Here is a 17,926-nt window from a genome sequence, read left to right on the forward strand (position 1 = left end):
GGAACCATCCGGCCGGTTTTCTCGTTGCAGGAGCCTCGGCCGGTGACGCGTCCGCCCTCGCCATGTGGAGCGGGCCCGACATTACCCTCCCCGCCCCTTCCTACCGCCCACCGTCGCAGCCCCCTACCCCTGCCGCACCACCGCGCCAATCGCGTTCGTCACCAGCCGCGCGGCGGTCAGCGCCGAGAGGTTGCCGACGTCGGCGGAGGGGGCGAGTTCGACGATGTCGAAGCCGGCGATCCAGGCGCGGCGGCCCACGCCGGCGATCAGGTCGATGGTTTCGGTGTAGGTGAGGCCGCCGGGGCTCGGCGCCGCCACGCCGGGCATGATGCCGGGGTCGAGCCCGTCGCAATCGAGCGTGATCACCACCCGCGCGTCCTCGGGAATGAGCCTGAGCGCCGCCTCCACCCCAGCGGCGTGGATCTCGCGCGCCGTCACCAGGTGGCTGCCGAAGCGCCGCGCCGCCTCGATCTCCTCGGCCCGCGCGCTGCCGACGCCGCGCATGCCCACCTGCACGATGCCCCGAACGTGGGCCATCTCGCTCGCCCGGCGCATCGGGCTGGAATAGCCGTGGCGCTCGCCCAGGATCTCGTCGCGCCAGTCGATGTGGGCGTCGATCTGCAACACCCAGATCGGGCCCCGAACCTCGGCATACCCGGCGAAGCCGGCCAGGAAGGGGATCACCACGGAATCGTCGCCGCCCAACAGGATCGGCACGGCGGACTCGTCGAGCACCTCCGCCGTCTGCGCGGCGATGGCGGCGCGGTTGCCGGCGCCATCCTCGGCGGCGGTCGCCACGTCGCCGATGTCGACGCAGGACACCGGCTCGTCGCCGAACAGCGGCCCGCCGAGATCGAAGTCCCAGTGGCCGACCAGCGGCGCGTCGTCGCGGCTCGCCGCGCGGATGGCCGCCGCCGCCGTGACCGAGCGGCTGGGCCGGCCGGCATAGGCGCTGCCATGGCCGGCGCCGAAGATCATCGCCCGCGGCCGCCTCTCGGCGAGGTGGCTGGGCAGGCCGAGGAAGGATGTGGTGTCGGTCATGTGTCGATACCTGAAATCAGAGACGCCGCGCTCCAAGGCCCGAGCGTCAGGAGGCCTGCGGCAACTCGAGCCACGTTAATGCGGGATGCCGGCCTTGGAAGAGGTGGCCGGCAATGTCCGGAACGATATCCAGCCCCGCGTCACCGTTCATGAAGGCAACGAAGGCGGTGCGCGTCTCGGGCTCAGCCAGGACAAAGGCGGTCATTCCGGGGTTGGATCCCCAATGAAAGAACGCCCCGTCTTCCGGTTCCAGCCCCCAACCAAGCCCCCAGGACACGCCTGGTTCGGTTTCGATGGGGCCTGGGCCCAAGGCTTCGAACCGGCCTCGCGGCGTCGGAACCTGCGGTTCCAGCCACAGGCCGGCGGTGCTTGCCGACAGCAATCGCCCCTCCATCGCCGCGACGACGAAGTTGCCATAGTCGGAAGCGGTCGTATGCAGGGAAAAGGCGGCATTCGCCCGGCTCGGCTTGAATTTTGACAGAACCTTTCCCTCTCCGTCATGACCGCAGGCGGCAGCTTCACTGAACACGTCGAGCCAGACGAAACTGGACCTCTCCATGCCGAGCGGGTCGAGAACCAGCCTCCGAACAAGAAGTTCCAGCGGTTCACCGGTCAGCCGTTCGAGCGCGGATTGCAGGTAGACGAAACCTTCGCCCGAATAGCTGAAGCGAGAGCCGGGCGGGAAGTGGGTGCGCAAGGGAAGGTCATCGCGACGCCAGTTCGGCAAGCCCGTCGTGTGGGAGAGAACATGCCGCGCGGTGATCCGCGCCGAGGCAGGATCGTCGGCAACGATCGGCCCGGCAAACCGCGACAACGGCTCGTCCAGATCGAGCGTTCCGGCATCGACGAGCCGAAGCGCGGCGCAGGCGACGAGCGGTTTGCTGAGCGAGGCGGCTTCGAACACGGTCTCGCCGTCCACCGGCTCCCGCGTCTGCGTGCTGCGAACGCCCAGCGACAGCATGTCGCGCGTCCCGTTCCGGATGGCGAACAGCGATAGCCCCGGCACCCGAGCGCGCGTCATGAGGTCCTGGAGCCGGGTTTCAAAAGCTGCCATGTCCGCCCTCAATCCGAAACCGTCGGCACCGCTCATGGGCGCCTCATTCTGCGGAACACACCGGGATAATCCAGCACCAGGCCGGCCGCGTCCACCTCGATCTCGGCGGAAAAGCCGCTGTCGAGCCCCTCGTAGCGATAGCGGCCGGGGCCGTCGAGCCGCGTGTAGCGCTGCATGACGCGCCTCGGACGGAGGCCGCCGTCGCCTTCGGGCAGCGGCACGTAGGCGACGGCGATGTCGCGGCTTTCGCCGATCGCCAGCCCCAGCCGCCGGATCGGCAGCGTGTTGGTGGCCGGGGTGACGCGGATGTCGACGTCGACGCAGCCCTGAAGGCTGGGCAGCGAGCGCCCGCCGACGGCGTCGCGCCAGCCGCCCTCGCCATCGGCCAGCAGATGCAGCGCCGGCCCGCCGACGAAGGCGACGCGAACGTCGCGGGTGCGGAAGGCGGCATCGGCGCGCACCAGATAATGCCCGCCATAGAGCCCTTCGTGCGTGCCCGCCACCACGCCTTCCAGCATGAGGCCGGTCTCGTCGAGGCGATAGGCGCAGTGCTCCAACCCCTCGCCGTCCCACTCCCGCCAGCAAACGGTGGTTGTCATCGGCGCCCCCTGCGATTGCGCGGCGAATCCTAGGCGCTGGCGGGGGTGGCGTAAAGCGCCGCGCGGCACCATTGGTCGCATCGGCGGGCGCCGAAACCCGGCCGAAGCTCGAGTGTCAAGAAACGATGGAGACCGGATCAAGGCCCCGTGCGGACCGGCCCCGGACCTTGTCGAGGGACCGTTTGCGGTTGCGTGAGCCCCGGTGATCTCACATAGTCCCGGCCCGTTGGCGGACCGGGGGGCGCCGGACGGACTCGCGGGCGGAATGGTGGGCAAAGAGGCACGTGGACAACAATCTTGTTCTCATCGTCGAGGATGAGCCGGCCATCGCGCGGATCCTCGAAGGCTATCTGCTGCGCGACGGCTACCGCACGGTGCAGGCCGCCGACGGCGAAACGGCGCTGCAGCACCACGCGCTGCTGAAGCCCGACATCGTGCTCCTCGACGCGCGCATTCCCAAGCTGGACGGCCTCGCCGTGCTGGCCCGCCTGCGCCAGACCAGCTCGACGCCGGTGATCATGGTCACCGCGCTCGCCGACGATCTCGACCGGCTGAGCGGCCTGCACCTCGGCGCCGACGACTACATCGTCAAGCCGTTCAACCCGCAGGAGGTGGTGGCGCGGGTGAAGGCCGTCCTGCGCCGGACCACAGGCGAGCGCAAGGACAGCGTGCGCCGCTTCCGCGACATCGAGGTGGATTTCGGCAGCTACGCCGTGGTCGTCAACCAGGGCGGAAAGCGCGTTCCCCTGTCGCTGACGCTCAGCGAGTTCAGGATCCTCGCCCACATGATCCGCCACCCCACCCAGGCCTTCGGGCGGGCGGAAATCCTCGACGCCTGCCTGCCCGAGAGCGACGCGCTGGTGCGCACCGTCGACACCCACATTTCCAACCTGCGCCGCAAGCTGGAAGACCTGGGGCAAACCGGCTTCTTCACCGCCGTGCGCGGCGTCGGCTACCGCTTTTCCGATCCGCAATGACCATGCCCAGGCGCCTGCCGCTCGCCACGCTGACCGCCACCGTCATCGCCACCATGCTGCTGCTCAGCGTCGGTCTCGCCTACATCGGCGTCACCTGGTACGCGACCTATCTCGATGAGAGCATCACCGGCGGCCTCGCGCCCGAGGCCGCCGCCGCCTACAAGGCCATCAACGAAGGCCGCGCCCCGGACGGACAGGCCGTCGTCGCCCTCGTCGAGCACCTCAACGCCCTCGATGAGGAAACCGACCTCAAGATCCAGCTCGCCGCCCTGGTCTGCGGGCTGGTGTCGGCCCTGGTCTGCGCCGTCATCGGCATCTATCTGGCCCGGCGCATCGCCCGCCCGCTCGAGGATCTCACCGCCGCCGCCGACGCGCTGAAGAGCGGCGACTTCTCGGTCCGCGTCGCCACGTCCTCCAGCGGCACGCGGGAGGTGTCGAGCCTCGTCGACACCTTCAACGCCCTCGCCACCGGCCTCGACAGCATGGAGAAGCGCCTGCGCTTCAACAACATGGCGGTCGCCCACGAACTGCGCACGCCGCTGACCATCCTGCAAGGCGGCTTGCAGGGCATGGTGGACGGCGTTTTCCCGCTGGAACGCCAGAGCATTTCCGATCTTCTGCTGCAGGTCGAGGGCCTCGGCCGCATCGTCGAGGACCTGCGCACCCTGTCGCTGGCCATCGGCCAGAAACTGGTGATGCAGCGCCAGCCCCTCGACGTGGCCGAAGTGGTCCAGGCGGTCATCGCCGTGGCCGGGCCGATGCTGGACGAAGCCGGGCTCAAGGTCGAAACCGACCTGCGGCCGGCCCGGATCTCCGCCGACCCGTCGCGGGTGCGTCAGGCCGTGCTGGCCCTGCTGGACAACGCCCGCCGCTATGCCGGGGCCGGCGGCTGGCTGCGCTGCGAAACCGAGCGGCTGGCCGACGGCGGCGTGGTCGTCCGCATTCTCGACCGTGGCCCCGGCTTCCCCGAGGACATGGACGCGGTCGCCGTCAACCCGTTCTGGCGCGGCGATCCGTCGCGCTCGCGCGCCACCGGCGGCACCGGGCTGGGCCTGTCGGTGGTCGAGGCCATCGCCGCCGCCCATGGCGGCCACCTCGCCCTGGCGAACCGGCCGGACGGCGGGGCGATGGTCGCCATCCACCTCTGTCCGGACGGTGGCCCGCCGACCGGCTGTCAGCAGAACAGCTCGCCGACGCCGTAGAACTGCGCCTTGCTGGCGGCGCGCCGGTCGTGCCCGCCGATCCGCGAGTAGGGCACCGTGAAGCCGAAGCCGTCGTCCGGCTCGCCGGAGCGTTCCGACCAGAAGCCGTCCACGTCCGACATCATCATGGATTGCCGCCGGGCGCGCCGGTAGCGGATGGGGTGCCGTGCGCGCGACACGGCGTGGAAATGCCGGGCGCGCCCCTCGGCCGCCAGCCCCTGGAGCACCATGAGAACGGCCTCCTTCGGGCGCAGGCCGGACAGGTCGCGGGTCGCCTCGATGATCAGGCGCTTGGCGTTGCGCGGCCCTTGCATGCTGCCCACCACGAAGGTGTAGCGTTGCCCGAGATCCTCGTAGACGAGGGTGAACCGCACCGTGCAGAGCGTCGCCCCGTCGCGGATGCGGACCAGCCGGACGGCAAACGCCCCCTCGTGGCGGCCGCCGCAGCGGTCGGCCAGCATGATGAGGCAGCGATAGGCGTCGCCGCGCCCCGGCACCTCGCCCATGACCAGCGTCTCGCCCTGCCACAGCCGCACCATGCTGTCCCGCGACAGGATCTTGTCGGCAATGGTGAAATGGCCGGTGAGCAGGCCCAGCCGCTGCGTCCCGCTCAGCCCGAGGGCCAGAAACTTCATCAGCGGCTTCTGCAACAGGTCGTCGTGGGGCAGCGGATAGCCCCGCGACGCCACCACGCCCGCCAGCCATCGCCACCAGCCCAGGGTCGCCCTCGGGTAGACGAGAAAGCGGAGCCACAACAGCAGGCCGCGCTTCCAGCTCAGCCGGGCGAAGGCGGTCAGGATCCGGCAGGCGATGGCCCATCGGGGGTTGGCGAGCCCCGCCGGGCGGTACGGCTCGCAGGCCAGCGGCTCTTGCGCCGAAAGGATCTTGTCCAAGTGCATGTGCAGGTTTCCAGTGCGTGTGCCCCGCGCTGCTCTGCATCGGCAGTGTCAAGACTTGGCCAAGATCGCATCCCCCTTTCGTGGGGGCGCACCGGCCGTCGCACGGGACGGCGCACCGCGAGGACGGCGGAAAGCGGCCGGCGCGAGCCGAGGCGATTTCCGGCTACCGCATTGTTTCATATCGCTGAATTTTCGCTCCACGGAGGCGGCATCCTCGGCGTGGAGACGCGTGCGACCGGCATCGCCCGTCGTGGCCGCGTCGGCCCACGGGGCACGCGCGCCCCACAACCGCCACAAGAAGCGGCAGGATCGCCGCGGGGGCTCACCACACGATCATCACGACACGAGGCATTGATGCGCGACATTCTTTTCCCGACCCGCCGAACGTTGCTCGGCGCCGCCGCCACCGCCGGCCTCGGCCTGATGCTGGCCGGCAAGGCCCTGGCGGCCGACGACCCGTTCGCCGCCCTGGAGGCGCGGAGCGGCGGCCGCATCGGCGTCGCCGCGCTCGACAAGGCCACCGGCGCCCGCCTGAGCCGCCGCGCCGACGAGCGCTTCGCCATGTGCTCGACGTTCAAGATGGTGGCCGCCGCCGCCGTGCTCGCCGCCGTCGACAGGGGCGAACTCAAGCTCGACACGAAAATCCCCTACGGCAAGGCCGACCTTCTCAGCTACGCCCCGGTCGCCGCCGAGCACGTCGCCGAAGGCGCCCTCAGCCTGGAGGCGCTCTGCCGCGCCGCCGTCGCCGTCAGCGACAACACCGCCGCCAACCTGATCCTGAAGGAAATCGGCGGCCCGGCCGGCTGGACGGCCTACGCCCGCACCCTGGGCGACGCCACCTCGCGCCTCGACCGCAACGAACCGACGCTCAACACCGCCCGAGAGGGCGACCCGCGCGACACCACCACGCCCGAGGCGATGATGGGCAACGTCGACGCCCTGCTGCTCGGCGACGCCCTGTCCGACGCCTCGCGCAAGCGCCTGGAAGACTGGATGCTGGCCGGCACCGTCACCGGCCCGCTGATCAAGGCCGGCGTGCCCAAGACCTGGCAGGTGGCCGACAAGTCCGGCTCCGGCGGCAACGCCACCCGCAACGACGTCGGCATCATCTACCGCCCCGACAAGGCCCCCATCCTGGCCGCGATCTACACCACCGGCTCCAAGCTCGACCCGGACGGCCGCAACAAGCTGATCGCCGACGCCGCCACCCTCATCGCCACCCGCTTCGGCGGCTAGCGCGTCCCCGAAAGCGAGGGGAGCCCCACCCCCTCGCCCCACGCCATCCCCAAGCGAGGCGGGGTGACCGCCCGATGACAGCGAGAAACCGACCAACCCGCCGACGGCAACAGCAAGCCAAGCGCCGGTTAAGCGCCTGTTCCATATCAATTTCCTGTCATCCAGGCGAAGGCCAGGACCTCGGGCAGAACGGGGCACAACGCCGATATCAACCGCCTGCATCAAGCAAGCGCGAACATGGCGGACGCGGAACGAGAGCCCGATACCAACCGCCCGCCCCATCCTGCCCGAGGTCCTGCGCCTCACGCGCAGGATGACGATTTATATAGAGGAATCAGTTGGATAACCCGCGATCCGCGATGAGGAGCGCATCGTGCTGCCATATACGGAGGGGGGGGAAACCTCAAAGGCGAGGCAATACGCTCTATCCAATTGTTCCATTTATATAAATTGTCATCCTGGCGAAGGCCAGGACCTCAGGACGAGAAGGCGCGTCGGCCGATATCAACCGCCTGCATCAAGCAAGCGCGAGCATGGCGGACGCGAAACGGGAGCCCGATACCAACCGCCCGCCCCATCCTGCCCGAGGTCCTGCGCCTCACGCGCAGGATGACGATTCATTGATATAAAACAACAAGATAACGTAGAGCCACTCCCCCACCGAACGACCTCCCGTCACTATAAGGCCGTCATCCTGGCGAAGGCCAGGACCTCAGGACGAGAACGCGTGTCGGCCGATATCAACCGCCAATCACGACATGATCGTCTCGAAGAGATCGTCCCACTCCGGGTTCATCTCTTCGATCAGCCTGATCTTCCAGGCACGTTTCCAGAACTTCAGACGCTTCTCGCGATGAATGGCCTCGGTGATGTCGCCACAATCCTCGTACCAAACGAGCCGCGTGCAGTTGTAGCTGTCGGTGAAGCCTCGATGGATGTGATTGCGATGCTCCCAGATGCGGCCCTCCAAGTCGGCGGTGACGCCGACGTAGAGCACGCCCTGCGGCTTGTTGGTGACGATATATACGCAACCGGACTTCATGCTGCGAGCATCATGGAAATGGGAAGGCTGCGCAACTCTAGGATTTACGTCGCCCGATATCAACCGCTCGCTCCATTCTGCCCGAGGTCCTGCGCCTAAAGCGCAGGATGACGGCCTTATGGTGAGGGGAGATCGTTCGGCGCAGGAAGGCTGCCTACGCTATATACTTGTTTTATATCAATTAATTGTCATCCTGCGCTTTAGGCGCAGGACCTCGGGAAGGTAGAGCGCGGCGGCCCATATCAAGCTCCCTGAACCAAGGGCGCCCGATATCAACCCCACCGCCCCATCCTGCCTGAGGTCCTCGCCTGCGCAAGGATGACAATTTATATAGAGGAATCAGTTGGATAACCCGCACCCCACCTTGGGAAGCGCATTGCACCGCCATATACGGAGGGGGAAACCTCAGAGGCGAGGCGAGGCGATACGCTCTATCCAATTGTTCCATTTATATAAATTGTCATCCTTGCGCAGGCGAGGACCTCGGGCAGGATGAATCTCGACGCCGATATTGCGCTCCAGCAACACAAGGGAGCTCGGTACGACCCTCGCTCCCCTCTCACCCTGAGATCCACCTTGAATTTGCGCGCGAATTCAAGGTGTACCTCAGGCAGGATGAAACTCGACGCCCCTATCGCGCTCCCTCCCCCTCCCCTCATGCCATCACGCGCTCCGCCCCCTCCATCGACGCCACGGCATCCACCCCGGCCGGCAGCCGCATCGGGCAACTCGGGTCCGTCGCCGCGCGCCACACCGCTTCGGCCACGTCGCCGGCGTGCGTCACCTGATCGGCCGGGTAGGTGCGCCACTCGGCGAACACGCCCTCGGCGATCTCCGAATAGGCCTCGGGGATGCCGAAGGGCATGTGCTTGCGGTGGTTCTGGCCGAAGGCGGTCTCCGGCGCGCGGCCGGGCAGCACGATGCGCGCGCGGACGCCGAGCGGCTCCACCTCCAGCGCCAGGCACTCGGTGAAGGCGTTCACCGCCGCCTTGCTGGCGGTGTAGACCGACAGAAGGTGCAGCGGCGCCGCCGTCACCGTCGACGTCACGTTGACGATGACGCCGGCCTTTCGCTGGCGGAACTGCGGCAGCACCGCCTTGGCCATGGCGATGGTGCCGAGCGTGTTGGTCTCGAACACCCGGCGCGCCGCCTCCATCGGAATGCCCTCCAGCGCGTTGAGCAGGCCGACGCCGGCATTGTTGACCAGCACGTCGACCGGCCCCGCCGCCTCAAGACAGGCGGCGATGCTCCCGGCGTCCGTCACGTCGAGCGGCAAGACCTTGAGCCGCTCGGAGGCCGGCAGGATGTCCGCGCGCGGCTCGCGCATGGTGGCGACGACGCTCCAGCCGCGTTCGAGGAACAGGCGGGCGGTCTCGAGCCCGAAGCCCGAGGAGCAGCCGGTGATCAGAACCGTTGTCATGGGATGTCCTTTCGTGTTGCGATCGATTGAGAATAGATCGCAAAGTCGGGACGTGCTACGATGCATAGTCCGCATTTCTTTTGCAGAAGTCCCGATATGACCGACCCCCTCGCCGAAGTCGTCACCCTGTTGCAGCCCAGTGCCTCCTTCTCCAAGCTGGCCAGCACCGCCGGTCCCTGGCGCGTGACGCGTTCGGATGCCGGCCGCCCCTTCTACTGCGCCATGCTGGAGGGCCGCTGCCGCCTCGTCGTCGACGATCGGCCGCCGATCGTTCTCGAACCGGGCGATTTCCTGCTGCTGCCCTCGGCCAACGATTTCAGCATGTCCAGCCTCGAACCGCCGCCGGAGGGCGAGCCGACCCCGCACCTGGAAGTGGGCCCGCGCCACTACCGGCATGGGCGACCGGACGGGCCGGCCGACGCGCGCATGGCGGTCGGCTATTGCGCCTTCGGCTCGCCCGACGCCGCGCTGCTGCTGTCGCTGCTGCCGAGCCTCATCCATGTGCGCGGCCAGCCCCGGCTCGCCACCCTGGTGGAGATGGTCGACGAGGAGGCCCGCGCCGACCGCCCGGCCCGCGACGTCATCCTCGCCCACCTTCTGCAGATCATGCTGATCGAGGCGCTGCGCGCCGACAGCGGCGCCGCCGCCCGGCCCGGCCTGATCCGCGGCCTCGCCGACGAACGCCTCGCCGTCGCCCTCCGCCGCATGCACGAGGCGCCGACGCGGCCGTGGACGGTGCCCGAGCTTGCCCGCGAGGCCGGCCTCTCGCGCACCGTGTTCTTCGAGCGCTTCCGCCGCGTCGTCGGCCTCACGCCCATGGACTACCTGCTGGCCTGGCGCATGGCGCTCGCCAAGGACCTGCTGCGCCGGGGCACGGCCGGCATCGCCGAAGTGGCCGAACGCACCGGCTACGCCTCCGCCAGCACCTTCACCATCGCCTTCTCAAGGCACGTGGGGGTGCCGCCGGCCCGGTATGCGCGCGGCGCGGCGGCCTAATCCACATACACCAATGTGTAGACGTAGGATTTCGAGCCTTTCCGGCTGACCCAGTCGCCTTCCGGGGGATGGTCGGCTTGCTGGTGGGGAAGCGTGTTCCACGACCGTCCCAGGCATGTGTCGCTGGCGTCATCCCAGGCGACCCAGCCCCAGTCCGGGCGATGGACGATCCACAGGTCCTGGTCCTGCCGCCTGTAGGCAACGGACCCGTCGCCAAGCCGTTCGTGCACGAAGGTGTAGACGAGATCGTCACTCTGGCGCCGCAGCTCAAATCGCGTCCGACTGCCGATTGTCCCGACCATCACCCGCCTCCCCGGCCTCACGGCGCATCATTCCACAACCGAATCCGAACGGAAATCCGACCATGCGCTTAACCGCCACGGCGCCAGTGGCCGCGACGATGCTATGCTGCCGCCGCAAGCAACGGAGGATCGCCCATGACCGACCAGCCGACGCCCTCCGCCCTCATCGACCTGAAGCTCGAAAGCCTCGGCGACTGGCGGGCCGAAACGCTGAAGCGCATCCGCGCCCTGATCCACGAGGCCGACCCCGACGTGGTCGAAGCCGTGAAATGGATCAAACCCTCCAACCCCCAAGGCGTCCCCACCTGGGAACACGCCGGCATCCTCTGCACCGGCGAGACCTACAAGGCGTACGTCAAACTCACCTTCGCCCACGGCGCCGCCTTGGAAGACCCAGCGGGCCTCTTCAACGCCGGGCTTGGCGGGGGGATGCGGCGCGCGATCGATATCCGGGAGGGGGAGATGGTGGATGAGGAGGCGTTCAGGGAGTTGGTAAGGGCGGCGGTGGGGTGGAATGTGGGGAAGCAGGCGAGGAGGTAGGCCGACGTTGCAGCGATGGCGGCAGGTAGCGGCGTCGGCATAAGCCGGAAGAACTGTTTACTCGCCTAGCCTACAGCGCTAGCGAAGAATATGTTGCCGCAAGGAAGCCGGCTTCGCTGAAGTCACGCAACCCGTCCGCCATCTTTACTTCGTTATTCACCTAATTCTCCATCCCAGGGAGACATGCCTTGGTCGCTGCATCCACTCTTCTCGGTGCCGCTGGCGAGCATTACGTGATGTCGCTGTTGCTGCGTCACGGTTTCATCGCCGCGTTGGCGCCTGTCGGTGTGCCCAACTGCGATATCGTGGTGACGGACGACATAGGCGACCGGCTCTGCGCCGTGCAGGTCAAGACACGAGTCGATAAGGGCAGCGACGGCGGCTGGCACATGAGCAAAAAGCACGAGTCGATAAGCTCCCCAAGACTATTCTATTGCTTTCTCGATTTCGGGGCATCCCTGACAGCCCCGCCAGCGTGTTTCGTTGTGCCAAGCGAAGTGGTCGCCGATGTGATCAGCCGATCGCACCAAGCTTGGCTGAAAACTCCTGGAGCAAAGGGGCAAGAGCGCAACGACACTGATTTTCGTCGCTTCCTGCCTGACTTCGAACGCCAGGGGCTGATGATCGGCTGCGGCCCGGGCTGGCTTGAGCCATATCGCGAGGCGTGGCAGACCCTTGCTGGGCGGACATAGGACCACTCGCATAGCCCCGAACCAATAAAGACCGCCCGCAGCAAGACCGCCCCCTTTCAGTCATTGCAGTCATGCCGCTTCCGCACTGCATCTCGAAGATCAGGAGATCTCGTCATGACCCGCCATGACGTCCGGTTCGCCGGGCTTTCGACCCTGGATCGCCAGACCGTATCCCCCCTGCCGAAACGCGGAGAGGGAGACCGGGTGGAGCTGCACGTCCGCCGTCGTAGCGGGCGCAGCGAAACGCTGGCGCTGCCGGCCGCCGCCGCCGACGCGGTGGAGACGTTGATCGACCGCTTGCTGAGTGGCGAGCGCGTGGCGGTCCTCACCGAGGATCAGGAGCTGAGCCCGACCGAAGCCTCCGCCATTCTCGGCATATCGCGGCCGCTCGTCGTGCTGCGCATGGATCGCGGCGACCTGCCGTTTCGCTACGTCGGCAAGCACCGCCGCGCCCGGTTGAAGGACGTGCTCGCGCTGAAGACGCAGCTCGACACCCGGCAGAAGGCCATGGACGCCCTTGCCGAAGACACGGAGGACCTTACCGTCAACCATGGCCTCTGAACCGCCGGTCGCGGTCTACAAGCCATCGATCGCCATCGCGCGGCTGTCGCTCAGTATCGCCTGTGGGTTCGCAATATGACTCCGACAGGCGCCCCATCCTCCGGATTCACGGCGACGACGACACGGGTCTTCGGTTCTTTCAGTGTTTTGACGGCATCAAGGAACGACGTCCCCGCCGGCATTGGCCGAAAGCCATCGGTGATCGCAGGATCGTTCAAGATGTCCTCGACGGCGTGGTCGTTCAGGTCGATCAATCCGCCCGTTTCCTGGGCCTTGGTCGTCATGTAAAGCGCAAGCTGCTGATGCGTGAACGCCCCGACAACGCTGCCCTTCTCCATGCAAATGAATGCTGCGTTTGCTTGCGTCTCTTCTCTCGCAAGGTGAACCAGCTTCGATGTCGGCTCGACGATTTCGAACCTTGGATCGGCCCTGCTCGCCAACGTGACAGGCGCGGATCCCGCCAGATTCGGCCGGGTGCGCATCGCGACGCTTACGGTTGAATGATGCCGCATCCAATCGGCCGTGACTTGGCAGCGCAGTTCCACCAGTTTGATGATTTTCGAATGCAGGTCGGGGACGTTCATGTCCAGAATGGGCTCATGATGCGCGACCCTGTTTCGGAAACGGTTGATCTCTTTCACAAGCAACTGGATTTCACGTCGCCCCTCGCCGTGGGCAAGACCTGGGAAGGCGATATTGGCCTTTGTTCGCCAAAGATCCGCGTAATCGTTGCGAAACAGATTGGACCAGAAATCGAAGGTAAGCTCCGCGATCACTTTGCCGCGCGCAGTTGACTGAGCTCGTTTCACTGCCTTGTCCAGGGCATCCAAGCTTTCCTGCGTCAGGACCGTATTGCGAAACTTTGCATCCTGATGCCAGGCATCCCCAAAGAGCTGAAGCAGAACGCCATCCACCGCGTTGCGCAAGGTCACTTCCGCAACGCTCAGGGGGAACAGGAACGCTTTCGCCAGCCTTGCGTTATAGAGGTACAGAGCGAAAGCGAAGGCTTCATTTCCGCTGGCTTTCGCAAGGTAGGTTGCGAACCTTGGCTCAGAAATCGACGCCTTGAGTGAAGCAATCGCCGCCGCATCGTAAGGGTATGGAACTTGACTTTCGGCCATCGCGCCGGTACATATCCTTCAGAGCAGTCGAACTGGCCCCACTGGCTTTTGCTATGCGCCGTCGACATCAGATTAGAGCACCAGGTCGGGCGAGCCCCACCTGGTGTTTTTCTTTGTGACGTCAGAACCTCCTGATTTCAACCGTTTTGTCTCTCAACCCTCGATAAACCTTTGCGTATCGTCCTCGTGGGCGCTTACGCCCCTCACCCTCGTTCCGTTTGATCTGGCCGCATCCCGCTCAAGCGGGTTTCGGCCTGACCGGCCCGTGCCCGGTCGGGTGCTTCCGCCAGGTTCCGCCCGAAAGGTCGAAACCCGGCGGAACCGGGATCACAACCTCACCCGGTAATGGATCTTCATCTGCCTCGGGCTGTCCGACGGGTGCGGCCCCACGTGGTAGACCTTGCCGCCCACCCTCTCGATGACCAGCCTTGAGGCCATGTTCTCCGGATTGCAGAGGATGTGGAGCGTCTTCAGGCGCTTGGTTCCGGCGAACTCCATCAGCGCCCTGAGCGCGGCGGTCGCGTAGCCCTTGCCCTGTTTCCACGGCACCACGGAGAAGCCGATGTGGCCGGGAATGCCGGCCGGCACGGCGCCGGTGGCGGGTATGTAGCGGAGGTCCGCCTTGCTGGCGAACGCGCCGTCGGAAATCCAGAAGGCGTGGTTGACCAACGCCGTCGGTGAAGGGTTTCGCGCCGGGGCGGGGTCGTTCAGGAGCCTGTCGAGATAGCCGGCCCGGTTGGCCCTCAGCGCCTCGAGTTCCGCCGCGACATAGGCGGCGTTACCCGTGCGCCTCGGGTCGGGCGACCAGCCTCTTTCGAGAGCGTCCTCATAGCCGCCGAGCGCGTCAAGCGTCGGCGCCACCAGAACCGGGGTTGTCGCCAAGGTGGTCATTGCGACGGGTCCTCTTTGCCACAGCAAATATGATTGTATCTAAACCAACTATGCAAACCTGGGCTTGTCTGCTTCATAGGTATCGGCCGAGAGGGAGTCGGCGGATATGGCGATGGCGGGGATCGCATTCGGGGGGATTTTTCGTGGCTAAACTCGGCTTCACCGGCCTCGCATTGGCCGGCTGTCTCGCGCTGGCGTCGTGCAACTCGACGGGCGGGTTACGCCTTCCGTCCGCCTTCGATTATCCGGAAGCCAACGCATACGTCGATTGCATGGTGGCTCAAACCAGAAAGCGGACTTTGGCCAAGGGACGGCAGTTGAAGAACGACGACGTGCTTGACCTAAGCGTCGGCGGCTGGACGGCATGCCAGCCGATCGAGAACACGTTCAGGTCGAAAGCCAGGGCCAGCGGCCTGTCCGACAACAACATGACCAATGTGATTGTGGAGCTGCGAACCAAGGCTGGGGACCGCGCCTTGGACGAGTTCCTTCGCATTCGTCTGGCGCAGCTCAAGGCTGAGGGCAAGATCCGTTGATGCGAGGCCGTGCGCCACGGCAGCTGCGGCGACCGTGAGGATCATTTCGGAGGGAATCTCGTGGCTAAACTCGGCTTCACCGACCTTACGTTGGCCGGCTGCTTCACAATCGCGTTGTGCGTTACGTCGCCCGGAACCGCGTTGGCGTCCGCCTTCAAATATCCGGAAGCCCAGACCTACGTGGATTGTGCCGTCGACCACGCGCGAAAGCGGGCTTTTGACAATCCGCAATGGTTCAAGAACGACGATCTCGACGTGCCGATCAGTGGCGGCGAAAGCGACTGTGAGGCGGAGCAAGTGCTCTTCCAGATACGCGCGAGAGCGGATGACGTGCACTTCCACGAGATCGCGGCCTTTCTGTCGGAGCTTCACGACAGGGTCTGGCGCCTCGCCTGGGACGAGGTCGTTCGCGTCCGCCAGGAGCGGCTGAAGGCCATGGGGGCGATCCGCTGACGCGCCGAAAGCAGCCACAACGCAGCCGACTTTCGCCCCGTCGCAAACCCTTCCCGCCCCAGACGCTGAACCGAAGGTTTCAGCGTCACAGGAATGAAAACAGTCGCCCCTCGACATCGCCGAGGAAGGCGAGCAGTGCCTCGGTCACGTCCTCCGGCCGCTCCTGTTGCAGCCAGTGGCCGGCGTCGGGGATCACATGGGATCCGCGAAGGTCGGGCACCAGCTCGGGCATGGCGGCGATGATCTCGGCCATGCCTGGGATGGAAAGGCCCGTGTCGCGCTCGCCGATCAGGAACAGCGCCGGCACGCCCACCCTGGCGCCGGCCATCGCTTGCTGAAGCTCGAAGTTGCGGTCGAGATTGCGATAGTAGTTGAGCGCGCCGGTGAAGCCGCTGGCCGCGAAGGCCGCCGCCATCCGGTCGAGCTCGGCCTCGGGCAGCCAGGCGGGCAGCGCGGGCGGCGCGGGCAGGTCGGCGAGAAGGCCCACGCCCCGCCGCACCATGCCGAAGGGGTTGGGCGTGCCGTCGCCCGGAAGGCGCGGTCCGGCCTCGCCGCTCGCCGCGTTTAGGATCTTGAGAAGCGTCAGGCGCGGGTCGCGGGCGAACTCGGCGTCGGCCAGCCCCGGCTCGTTGAAATAGAGCGTGTAGAACAGCGCCTCCCCGCTCCTCGGAAAGATCCGCGACGGCGGCAGCGGCGGCAGGCCCATCATCGGCACGCCCAGCGCCGCCACGGCGCGGAAGCGGTCGGGCCGCATCAGGGCCGCCTGCCAGGCGACGGTGGCGCCCCAGTCGTGGCCGACGATCACCGCCCGGTCCTCGCCGAGCGCGTCCATCAGCGCCACCATGTCGCCGACGGCGTGCACCACGGTGTACTGGTCCGTCCCCTCAGGCGCGTGGCTGCCGCCATAGCCGCGCATGTCGGGCGCCACCGCCCGATAGCCGGCCGAAGCCAGCGCCGCCACCTGATGACGCCATGCACGCCCCGTCTCGGGAAAGCCGTGGCAGAGCAGCACCAACGGCCCCTCGCCGGCCTCGAGGAAGTGCATGGCGATGGTCCGCGTGTCGATCAGCGTCTCGCGCATGATGGGACTCCTTCCGTTGCGTAACAAATGGTGTTACGGAAAGCGACCGCTGTCAATATGGAGCGGTTCCAGCAAAAGTGGGAACCGGTTTTGCGTCCGGAACTGCGTCTTAACAAAGAGATAGAGCTTTCCCGGTGAAACCGGAAAAGCTATGACGTAACCTCAATTGTTGCGGAAAGGACCGTGGATGCGAAGCGACGGCCGGCTGGCGCGCATGCTGCACGTTCTCGTCCACATGGCGCTGCTCGGCGGCCGGGAGACCTCCGAGCGCATCGCCGAGATGCTGAACACCAACCCGGTGGTGGTGCGCCGCACCCTCGGCGCCCTGCGCGATCACGGCATCGTCGCCTCCGAAGGCGGGCGCGGCGGCGGCTGGAAGCTGGCGAAGAGCCTTGAGGAGATCACGGTTCTCGACGTGCAGCGGGCGCTCGGCGCCGGGCCGATCCTGCCGGCCGCCACCTCCAGCGATCACCCCTCCTGCCCGGTGGAGCGCGCCTCCAATGCCGTGCTCGTCGCCGCCCATGCCGCGGCCGAAGCGCGCCTCGTCGAGATCTACGGCGCCACCCCGCTCTCCGACATCGCCCGCGCCGCCATGGAGCGGGCGAAGGGCGAGGCGTGAAGGTCCCGAGGGCCGACAATCGGATGGCGGTGCGCGTCCTCATAGGCCGCCGTGGTCCGCGCGTGCACGGAATGCGGCCTCAAAGGAAGTATTCGCGCGATAGCCGATTGATCCCTATGTATAAATGGTCATCCTTGCGCAGGCCTCTTGAATTCGCGCGCGAATTCAAGGTGGACCTCAGGAAGAGAAAGCGCATCGGCCCCCTATCACGCTCCATGAAACGAGGGGAGACCGATATCAGCCCCTCGCCCCGTCCTGCCCGAGGTCCTCGCCTGCGCAAGGATGACAATTTATATAGAGGAAACAGTGGGATAAGCGGCGCGCGAACTCGTCCAGCGCATCGCCTGCCTTAATAGCAAGCGACAACCTCGCAGCCCACGCACAACGCTCTATCTATTTGTTTCATATCAATTAACTGTCATCATCTGCGAAGGCAGAGGATGGATTCACGTTTGAAGCGCAACAGTGAGGAAGTCTTTGAATACCTCGGCCGGGGTGCTGTAGCCAAGGATCTTTCGTGGGCAGTCGTTGTATTGGTCCATGATGCGATCGATTTCGCTCGGAGGAATGGCTTGGAGATCTGTGGTGCTGGGTAGCTGGCGACGCATGCGGCCGATGGCGTTTTCGATGCCACCCTTCTGCCAGGGCTTGTGTGGATCACAGA

At 66.3% G+C, this 17,926-nt stretch carries 21 protein-coding genes; 10 read left to right on the forward strand and 11 right to left on the reverse strand.

What is annotated here, in order from left to right:
* Window positions 1–123: 123 nt before the first annotated feature.
* The 3 genes from QQZ18_RS06050 to QQZ18_RS06060 are packed head-to-tail and all read right to left on the reverse strand — an operon-like array spanning window position 124 to window position 2,694.
* The gene (locus QQZ18_RS06050; protein ID WP_284539100.1) at window positions 124–1,041 is read right to left on the reverse strand and encodes an arginase family protein; all 918 of its coding nucleotides are present in this window, start codon (window positions 1,039–1,041) and stop codon (window positions 124–126) included.
* A 46-nt stretch (window positions 1,042–1,087) separates the two neighbouring features.
* Entirely contained in the window at window positions 1,088–2,095 is a 1,008-nt protein-coding gene (locus tag QQZ18_RS06055) for a serine hydrolase domain-containing protein (protein WP_284539102.1), read from the reverse strand.
* A 32-nt stretch (window positions 2,096–2,127) separates the two neighbouring features.
* Entirely contained in the window at window positions 2,128–2,694 is a 567-nt protein-coding gene (locus QQZ18_RS06060; RefSeq protein ID WP_284539104.1) for a putative glycolipid-binding domain-containing protein, read from the reverse strand.
* Between the two features lie 284 nt (window positions 2,695–2,978).
* Between QQZ18_RS06060 and QQZ18_RS06065 the strand changes: the two genes are divergently transcribed.
* Both QQZ18_RS06065 and QQZ18_RS06070 read left to right on the forward strand, forming a co-directional pair.
* Entirely contained in the window at window positions 2,979–3,671 is a 693-nt protein-coding gene (locus QQZ18_RS06065; protein WP_284539106.1) for a response regulator, read from the forward strand.
* Window positions 3,668–4,873 (forward strand): ATP-binding protein, encoded by a 1,206-nt coding sequence (locus QQZ18_RS06070; protein ID WP_284539108.1) that lies wholly within the window; start codon window positions 3,668–3,670, stop codon window positions 4,871–4,873. Before QQZ18_RS06065 ends, QQZ18_RS06070 begins: the two co-directional genes overlap by 4 nt.
* On the opposite strand, the gene QQZ18_RS06075 is transcribed toward QQZ18_RS06070, so the two are convergent.
* Window positions 4,846–5,772 carry a DUF535 family protein gene (locus QQZ18_RS06075; RefSeq protein WP_284539110.1) on the reverse strand — a complete coding sequence of 309 codons (927 nt, stop codon included), beginning with the start codon at window positions 5,770–5,772 and terminating at the stop codon, window positions 4,846–4,848. The genes QQZ18_RS06070 and QQZ18_RS06075 overlap by 28 nt on opposite strands.
* A 354-nt stretch (window positions 5,773–6,126) precedes the next feature.
* Between QQZ18_RS06075 and bla the strand changes: the two genes are divergently transcribed.
* Entirely contained in the window at window positions 6,127–7,008 is an 882-nt protein-coding gene (bla, locus tag QQZ18_RS06080) for a class A beta-lactamase (RefSeq protein ID WP_284539112.1), read from the forward strand.
* 751 nt (window positions 7,009–7,759) lie between these two features.
* Here bla and QQZ18_RS06085 read toward each other — a convergent pair.
* Together QQZ18_RS06085 and QQZ18_RS06090 are read right to left on the reverse strand one after the other, a co-directional pair.
* Window positions 7,760–8,050: a GIY-YIG nuclease family protein gene (locus tag QQZ18_RS06085; RefSeq protein ID WP_284539114.1), complete on the reverse strand. Its 291-nt coding sequence runs from the start codon at window positions 8,048–8,050 to the stop codon at window positions 7,760–7,762.
* Between the two features lie 655 nt (window positions 8,051–8,705).
* Window positions 8,706–9,470, reverse strand: coding sequence for an SDR family oxidoreductase (locus tag QQZ18_RS06090; RefSeq protein ID WP_284539116.1), 765 nt, complete (start codon window positions 9,468–9,470; stop codon window positions 8,706–8,708).
* A 96-nt stretch (window positions 9,471–9,566) separates the two neighbouring features.
* Between QQZ18_RS06090 and QQZ18_RS06095 the strand changes: the two genes are divergently transcribed.
* A complete protein-coding gene (locus QQZ18_RS06095; RefSeq protein ID WP_284539118.1) occupies window positions 9,567–10,466 on the forward strand; it encodes an AraC family transcriptional regulator in 900 nt (299 codons plus the stop codon).
* On the opposite strand, the gene QQZ18_RS06100 is transcribed toward QQZ18_RS06095, so the two are convergent.
* Window positions 10,463–10,768, reverse strand: coding sequence for a hypothetical protein (locus QQZ18_RS06100; protein ID WP_284539120.1), 306 nt, complete (start codon window positions 10,766–10,768; stop codon window positions 10,463–10,465). The genes QQZ18_RS06095 and QQZ18_RS06100 overlap by 4 nt on opposite strands.
* 135 nt (window positions 10,769–10,903) lie before the next feature.
* On the opposite strand from QQZ18_RS06100, the gene QQZ18_RS06105 reads away from it, so the two are divergent.
* The 3 genes from QQZ18_RS06105 (at window position 10,904) to QQZ18_RS06115 (ending at window position 12,561) form a co-directional block, all read left to right on the forward strand.
* Window positions 10,904–11,308: a DUF1801 domain-containing protein gene (locus QQZ18_RS06105; RefSeq protein ID WP_284539122.1), complete on the forward strand. Its 405-nt coding sequence runs from the start codon at window positions 10,904–10,906 to the stop codon at window positions 11,306–11,308.
* A 188-nt stretch (window positions 11,309–11,496) separates the two neighbouring features.
* Window positions 11,497–12,000: a hypothetical protein gene (locus QQZ18_RS06110; protein ID WP_284539124.1), complete on the forward strand. Its 504-nt coding sequence runs from the start codon at window positions 11,497–11,499 to the stop codon at window positions 11,998–12,000.
* Between the two features lie 114 nt (window positions 12,001–12,114).
* Window positions 12,115–12,561 (forward strand): helix-turn-helix domain-containing protein, encoded by a 447-nt coding sequence (locus QQZ18_RS06115; RefSeq protein ID WP_284539126.1) that lies wholly within the window; start codon window positions 12,115–12,117, stop codon window positions 12,559–12,561.
* Window positions 12,562–12,611: 50 nt separating this feature from the next.
* On the opposite strand, the gene QQZ18_RS06120 is transcribed toward QQZ18_RS06115, so the two are convergent.
* Together QQZ18_RS06120 and QQZ18_RS06125 are read right to left on the reverse strand one after the other, a co-directional pair.
* Window positions 12,612–13,682 carry a hypothetical protein gene (locus tag QQZ18_RS06120; protein ID WP_284539128.1) on the reverse strand — a complete coding sequence of 357 codons (1,071 nt, stop codon included), beginning with the start codon at window positions 13,680–13,682 and terminating at the stop codon, window positions 12,612–12,614.
* Window positions 13,683–14,009: 327 nt separating this feature from the next.
* Window positions 14,010–14,573, reverse strand: a complete 564-nt coding sequence (locus QQZ18_RS06125; RefSeq protein ID WP_284539130.1) for a GNAT family N-acetyltransferase — start codon at window positions 14,571–14,573, stop codon at window positions 14,010–14,012.
* 143 nt (window positions 14,574–14,716) lie between these two features.
* On the opposite strand from QQZ18_RS06125, the gene QQZ18_RS06130 reads away from it, so the two are divergent.
* Both QQZ18_RS06130 and QQZ18_RS06135 read left to right on the forward strand, forming a co-directional pair.
* On the forward strand, window positions 14,717–15,109 hold the full coding sequence (locus QQZ18_RS06130; protein WP_284539132.1) for a hypothetical protein: 393 nt from the start codon (window positions 14,717–14,719) through the stop codon (window positions 15,107–15,109).
* Window positions 15,110–15,169: 60 nt separating this feature from the next.
* Window positions 15,170–15,562 (forward strand): hypothetical protein, encoded by a 393-nt coding sequence (locus tag QQZ18_RS06135; RefSeq protein ID WP_284539134.1) that lies wholly within the window; start codon window positions 15,170–15,172, stop codon window positions 15,560–15,562.
* A gap of 85 nt (window positions 15,563–15,647) precedes the next feature.
* On the opposite strand, the gene QQZ18_RS06140 is transcribed toward QQZ18_RS06135, so the two are convergent.
* Complete coding sequence (locus tag QQZ18_RS06140; protein ID WP_284539137.1) at window positions 15,648–16,643, reverse strand: alpha/beta fold hydrolase; 996 nt, start codon at window positions 16,641–16,643, stop codon at window positions 15,648–15,650.
* Between the two features lie 187 nt (window positions 16,644–16,830).
* On the opposite strand from QQZ18_RS06140, the gene QQZ18_RS06145 reads away from it, so the two are divergent.
* Window positions 16,831–17,262, forward strand: coding sequence for an RrF2 family transcriptional regulator (locus QQZ18_RS06145; RefSeq protein WP_284539139.1), 432 nt, complete (start codon window positions 16,831–16,833; stop codon window positions 17,260–17,262).
* 446 nt (window positions 17,263–17,708) lie between these two features.
* Here the strand turns inward: QQZ18_RS06145 and QQZ18_RS06150 are convergent.
* Window positions 17,709–17,926: transposase (locus QQZ18_RS06150; RefSeq protein ID WP_446728614.1), on the reverse strand; the 218-nt coding region annotated here is incomplete at its 5' end.

This window comes from Pleomorphomonas sp. T1.2MG-36, from assembly GCF_950100655.1.
In the GTDB taxonomy this organism is placed as follows: Bacteria; Pseudomonadota; Alphaproteobacteria; order Rhizobiales; family Pleomorphomonadaceae; genus Pleomorphomonas.

Excerpts from the sequence above, each read along its gene's own strand:
- QQZ18_RS06075 (WP_284539110.1), bottom strand. The coding sequence starts at position 5,772 with ATGCACTTGGACAAGATCCTTTCGGCGCAAGAGCCGCTGGCCTGCGAG.
- QQZ18_RS06050 (WP_284539100.1), bottom strand. The coding sequence starts at position 1,041 with ATGACCGACACCACATCCTTCCTCGGCCTGCCCAGCCACCTCGCCGAG.
- QQZ18_RS06145 (WP_284539139.1), top strand. The coding sequence starts at position 16,831 with ATGCGAAGCGACGGCCGGCTGGCGCGCATGCTGCACGTTCTCGTCCAC.
- QQZ18_RS06115 (WP_284539126.1), top strand. The coding sequence starts at position 12,115 with ATGACCCGCCATGACGTCCGGTTCGCCGGGCTTTCGACCCTGGATCGC.
- QQZ18_RS06055 (WP_284539102.1), bottom strand. The coding sequence starts at position 2,095 with ATGGCAGCTTTTGAAACCCGGCTCCAGGACCTCATGACGCGCGCTCGG.
- QQZ18_RS06125 (WP_284539130.1), bottom strand. The coding sequence starts at position 14,573 with ATGACCACCTTGGCGACAACCCCGGTTCTGGTGGCGCCGACGCTTGAC.
- bla (WP_284539112.1), top strand. The coding sequence starts at position 6,127 with ATGCGCGACATTCTTTTCCCGACCCGCCGAACGTTGCTCGGCGCCGCC.
- QQZ18_RS06100 (WP_284539120.1), bottom strand. The coding sequence starts at position 10,768 with ATGGTCGGGACAATCGGCAGTCGGACGCGATTTGAGCTGCGGCGCCAG.
- QQZ18_RS06085 (WP_284539114.1), bottom strand. The coding sequence starts at position 8,050 with ATGAAGTCCGGTTGCGTATATATCGTCACCAACAAGCCGCAGGGCGTG.
- QQZ18_RS06140 (WP_284539137.1), bottom strand. The coding sequence starts at position 16,643 with ATGCGCGAGACGCTGATCGACACGCGGACCATCGCCATGCACTTCCTC.
- QQZ18_RS06120 (WP_284539128.1), bottom strand. The coding sequence starts at position 13,682 with ATGGCCGAAAGTCAAGTTCCATACCCTTACGATGCGGCGGCGATTGCT.
- QQZ18_RS06060 (WP_284539104.1), bottom strand. The coding sequence starts at position 2,694 with ATGACAACCACCGTTTGCTGGCGGGAGTGGGACGGCGAGGGGTTGGAG.
- QQZ18_RS06070 (WP_284539108.1), top strand. The coding sequence starts at position 3,668 with ATGACCATGCCCAGGCGCCTGCCGCTCGCCACGCTGACCGCCACCGTC.
- QQZ18_RS06095 (WP_284539118.1), top strand. The coding sequence starts at position 9,567 with ATGACCGACCCCCTCGCCGAAGTCGTCACCCTGTTGCAGCCCAGTGCC.
- QQZ18_RS06105 (WP_284539122.1), top strand. The coding sequence starts at position 10,904 with ATGACCGACCAGCCGACGCCCTCCGCCCTCATCGACCTGAAGCTCGAA.
- QQZ18_RS06090 (WP_284539116.1), bottom strand. The coding sequence starts at position 9,470 with ATGACAACGGTTCTGATCACCGGCTGCTCCTCGGGCTTCGGGCTCGAG.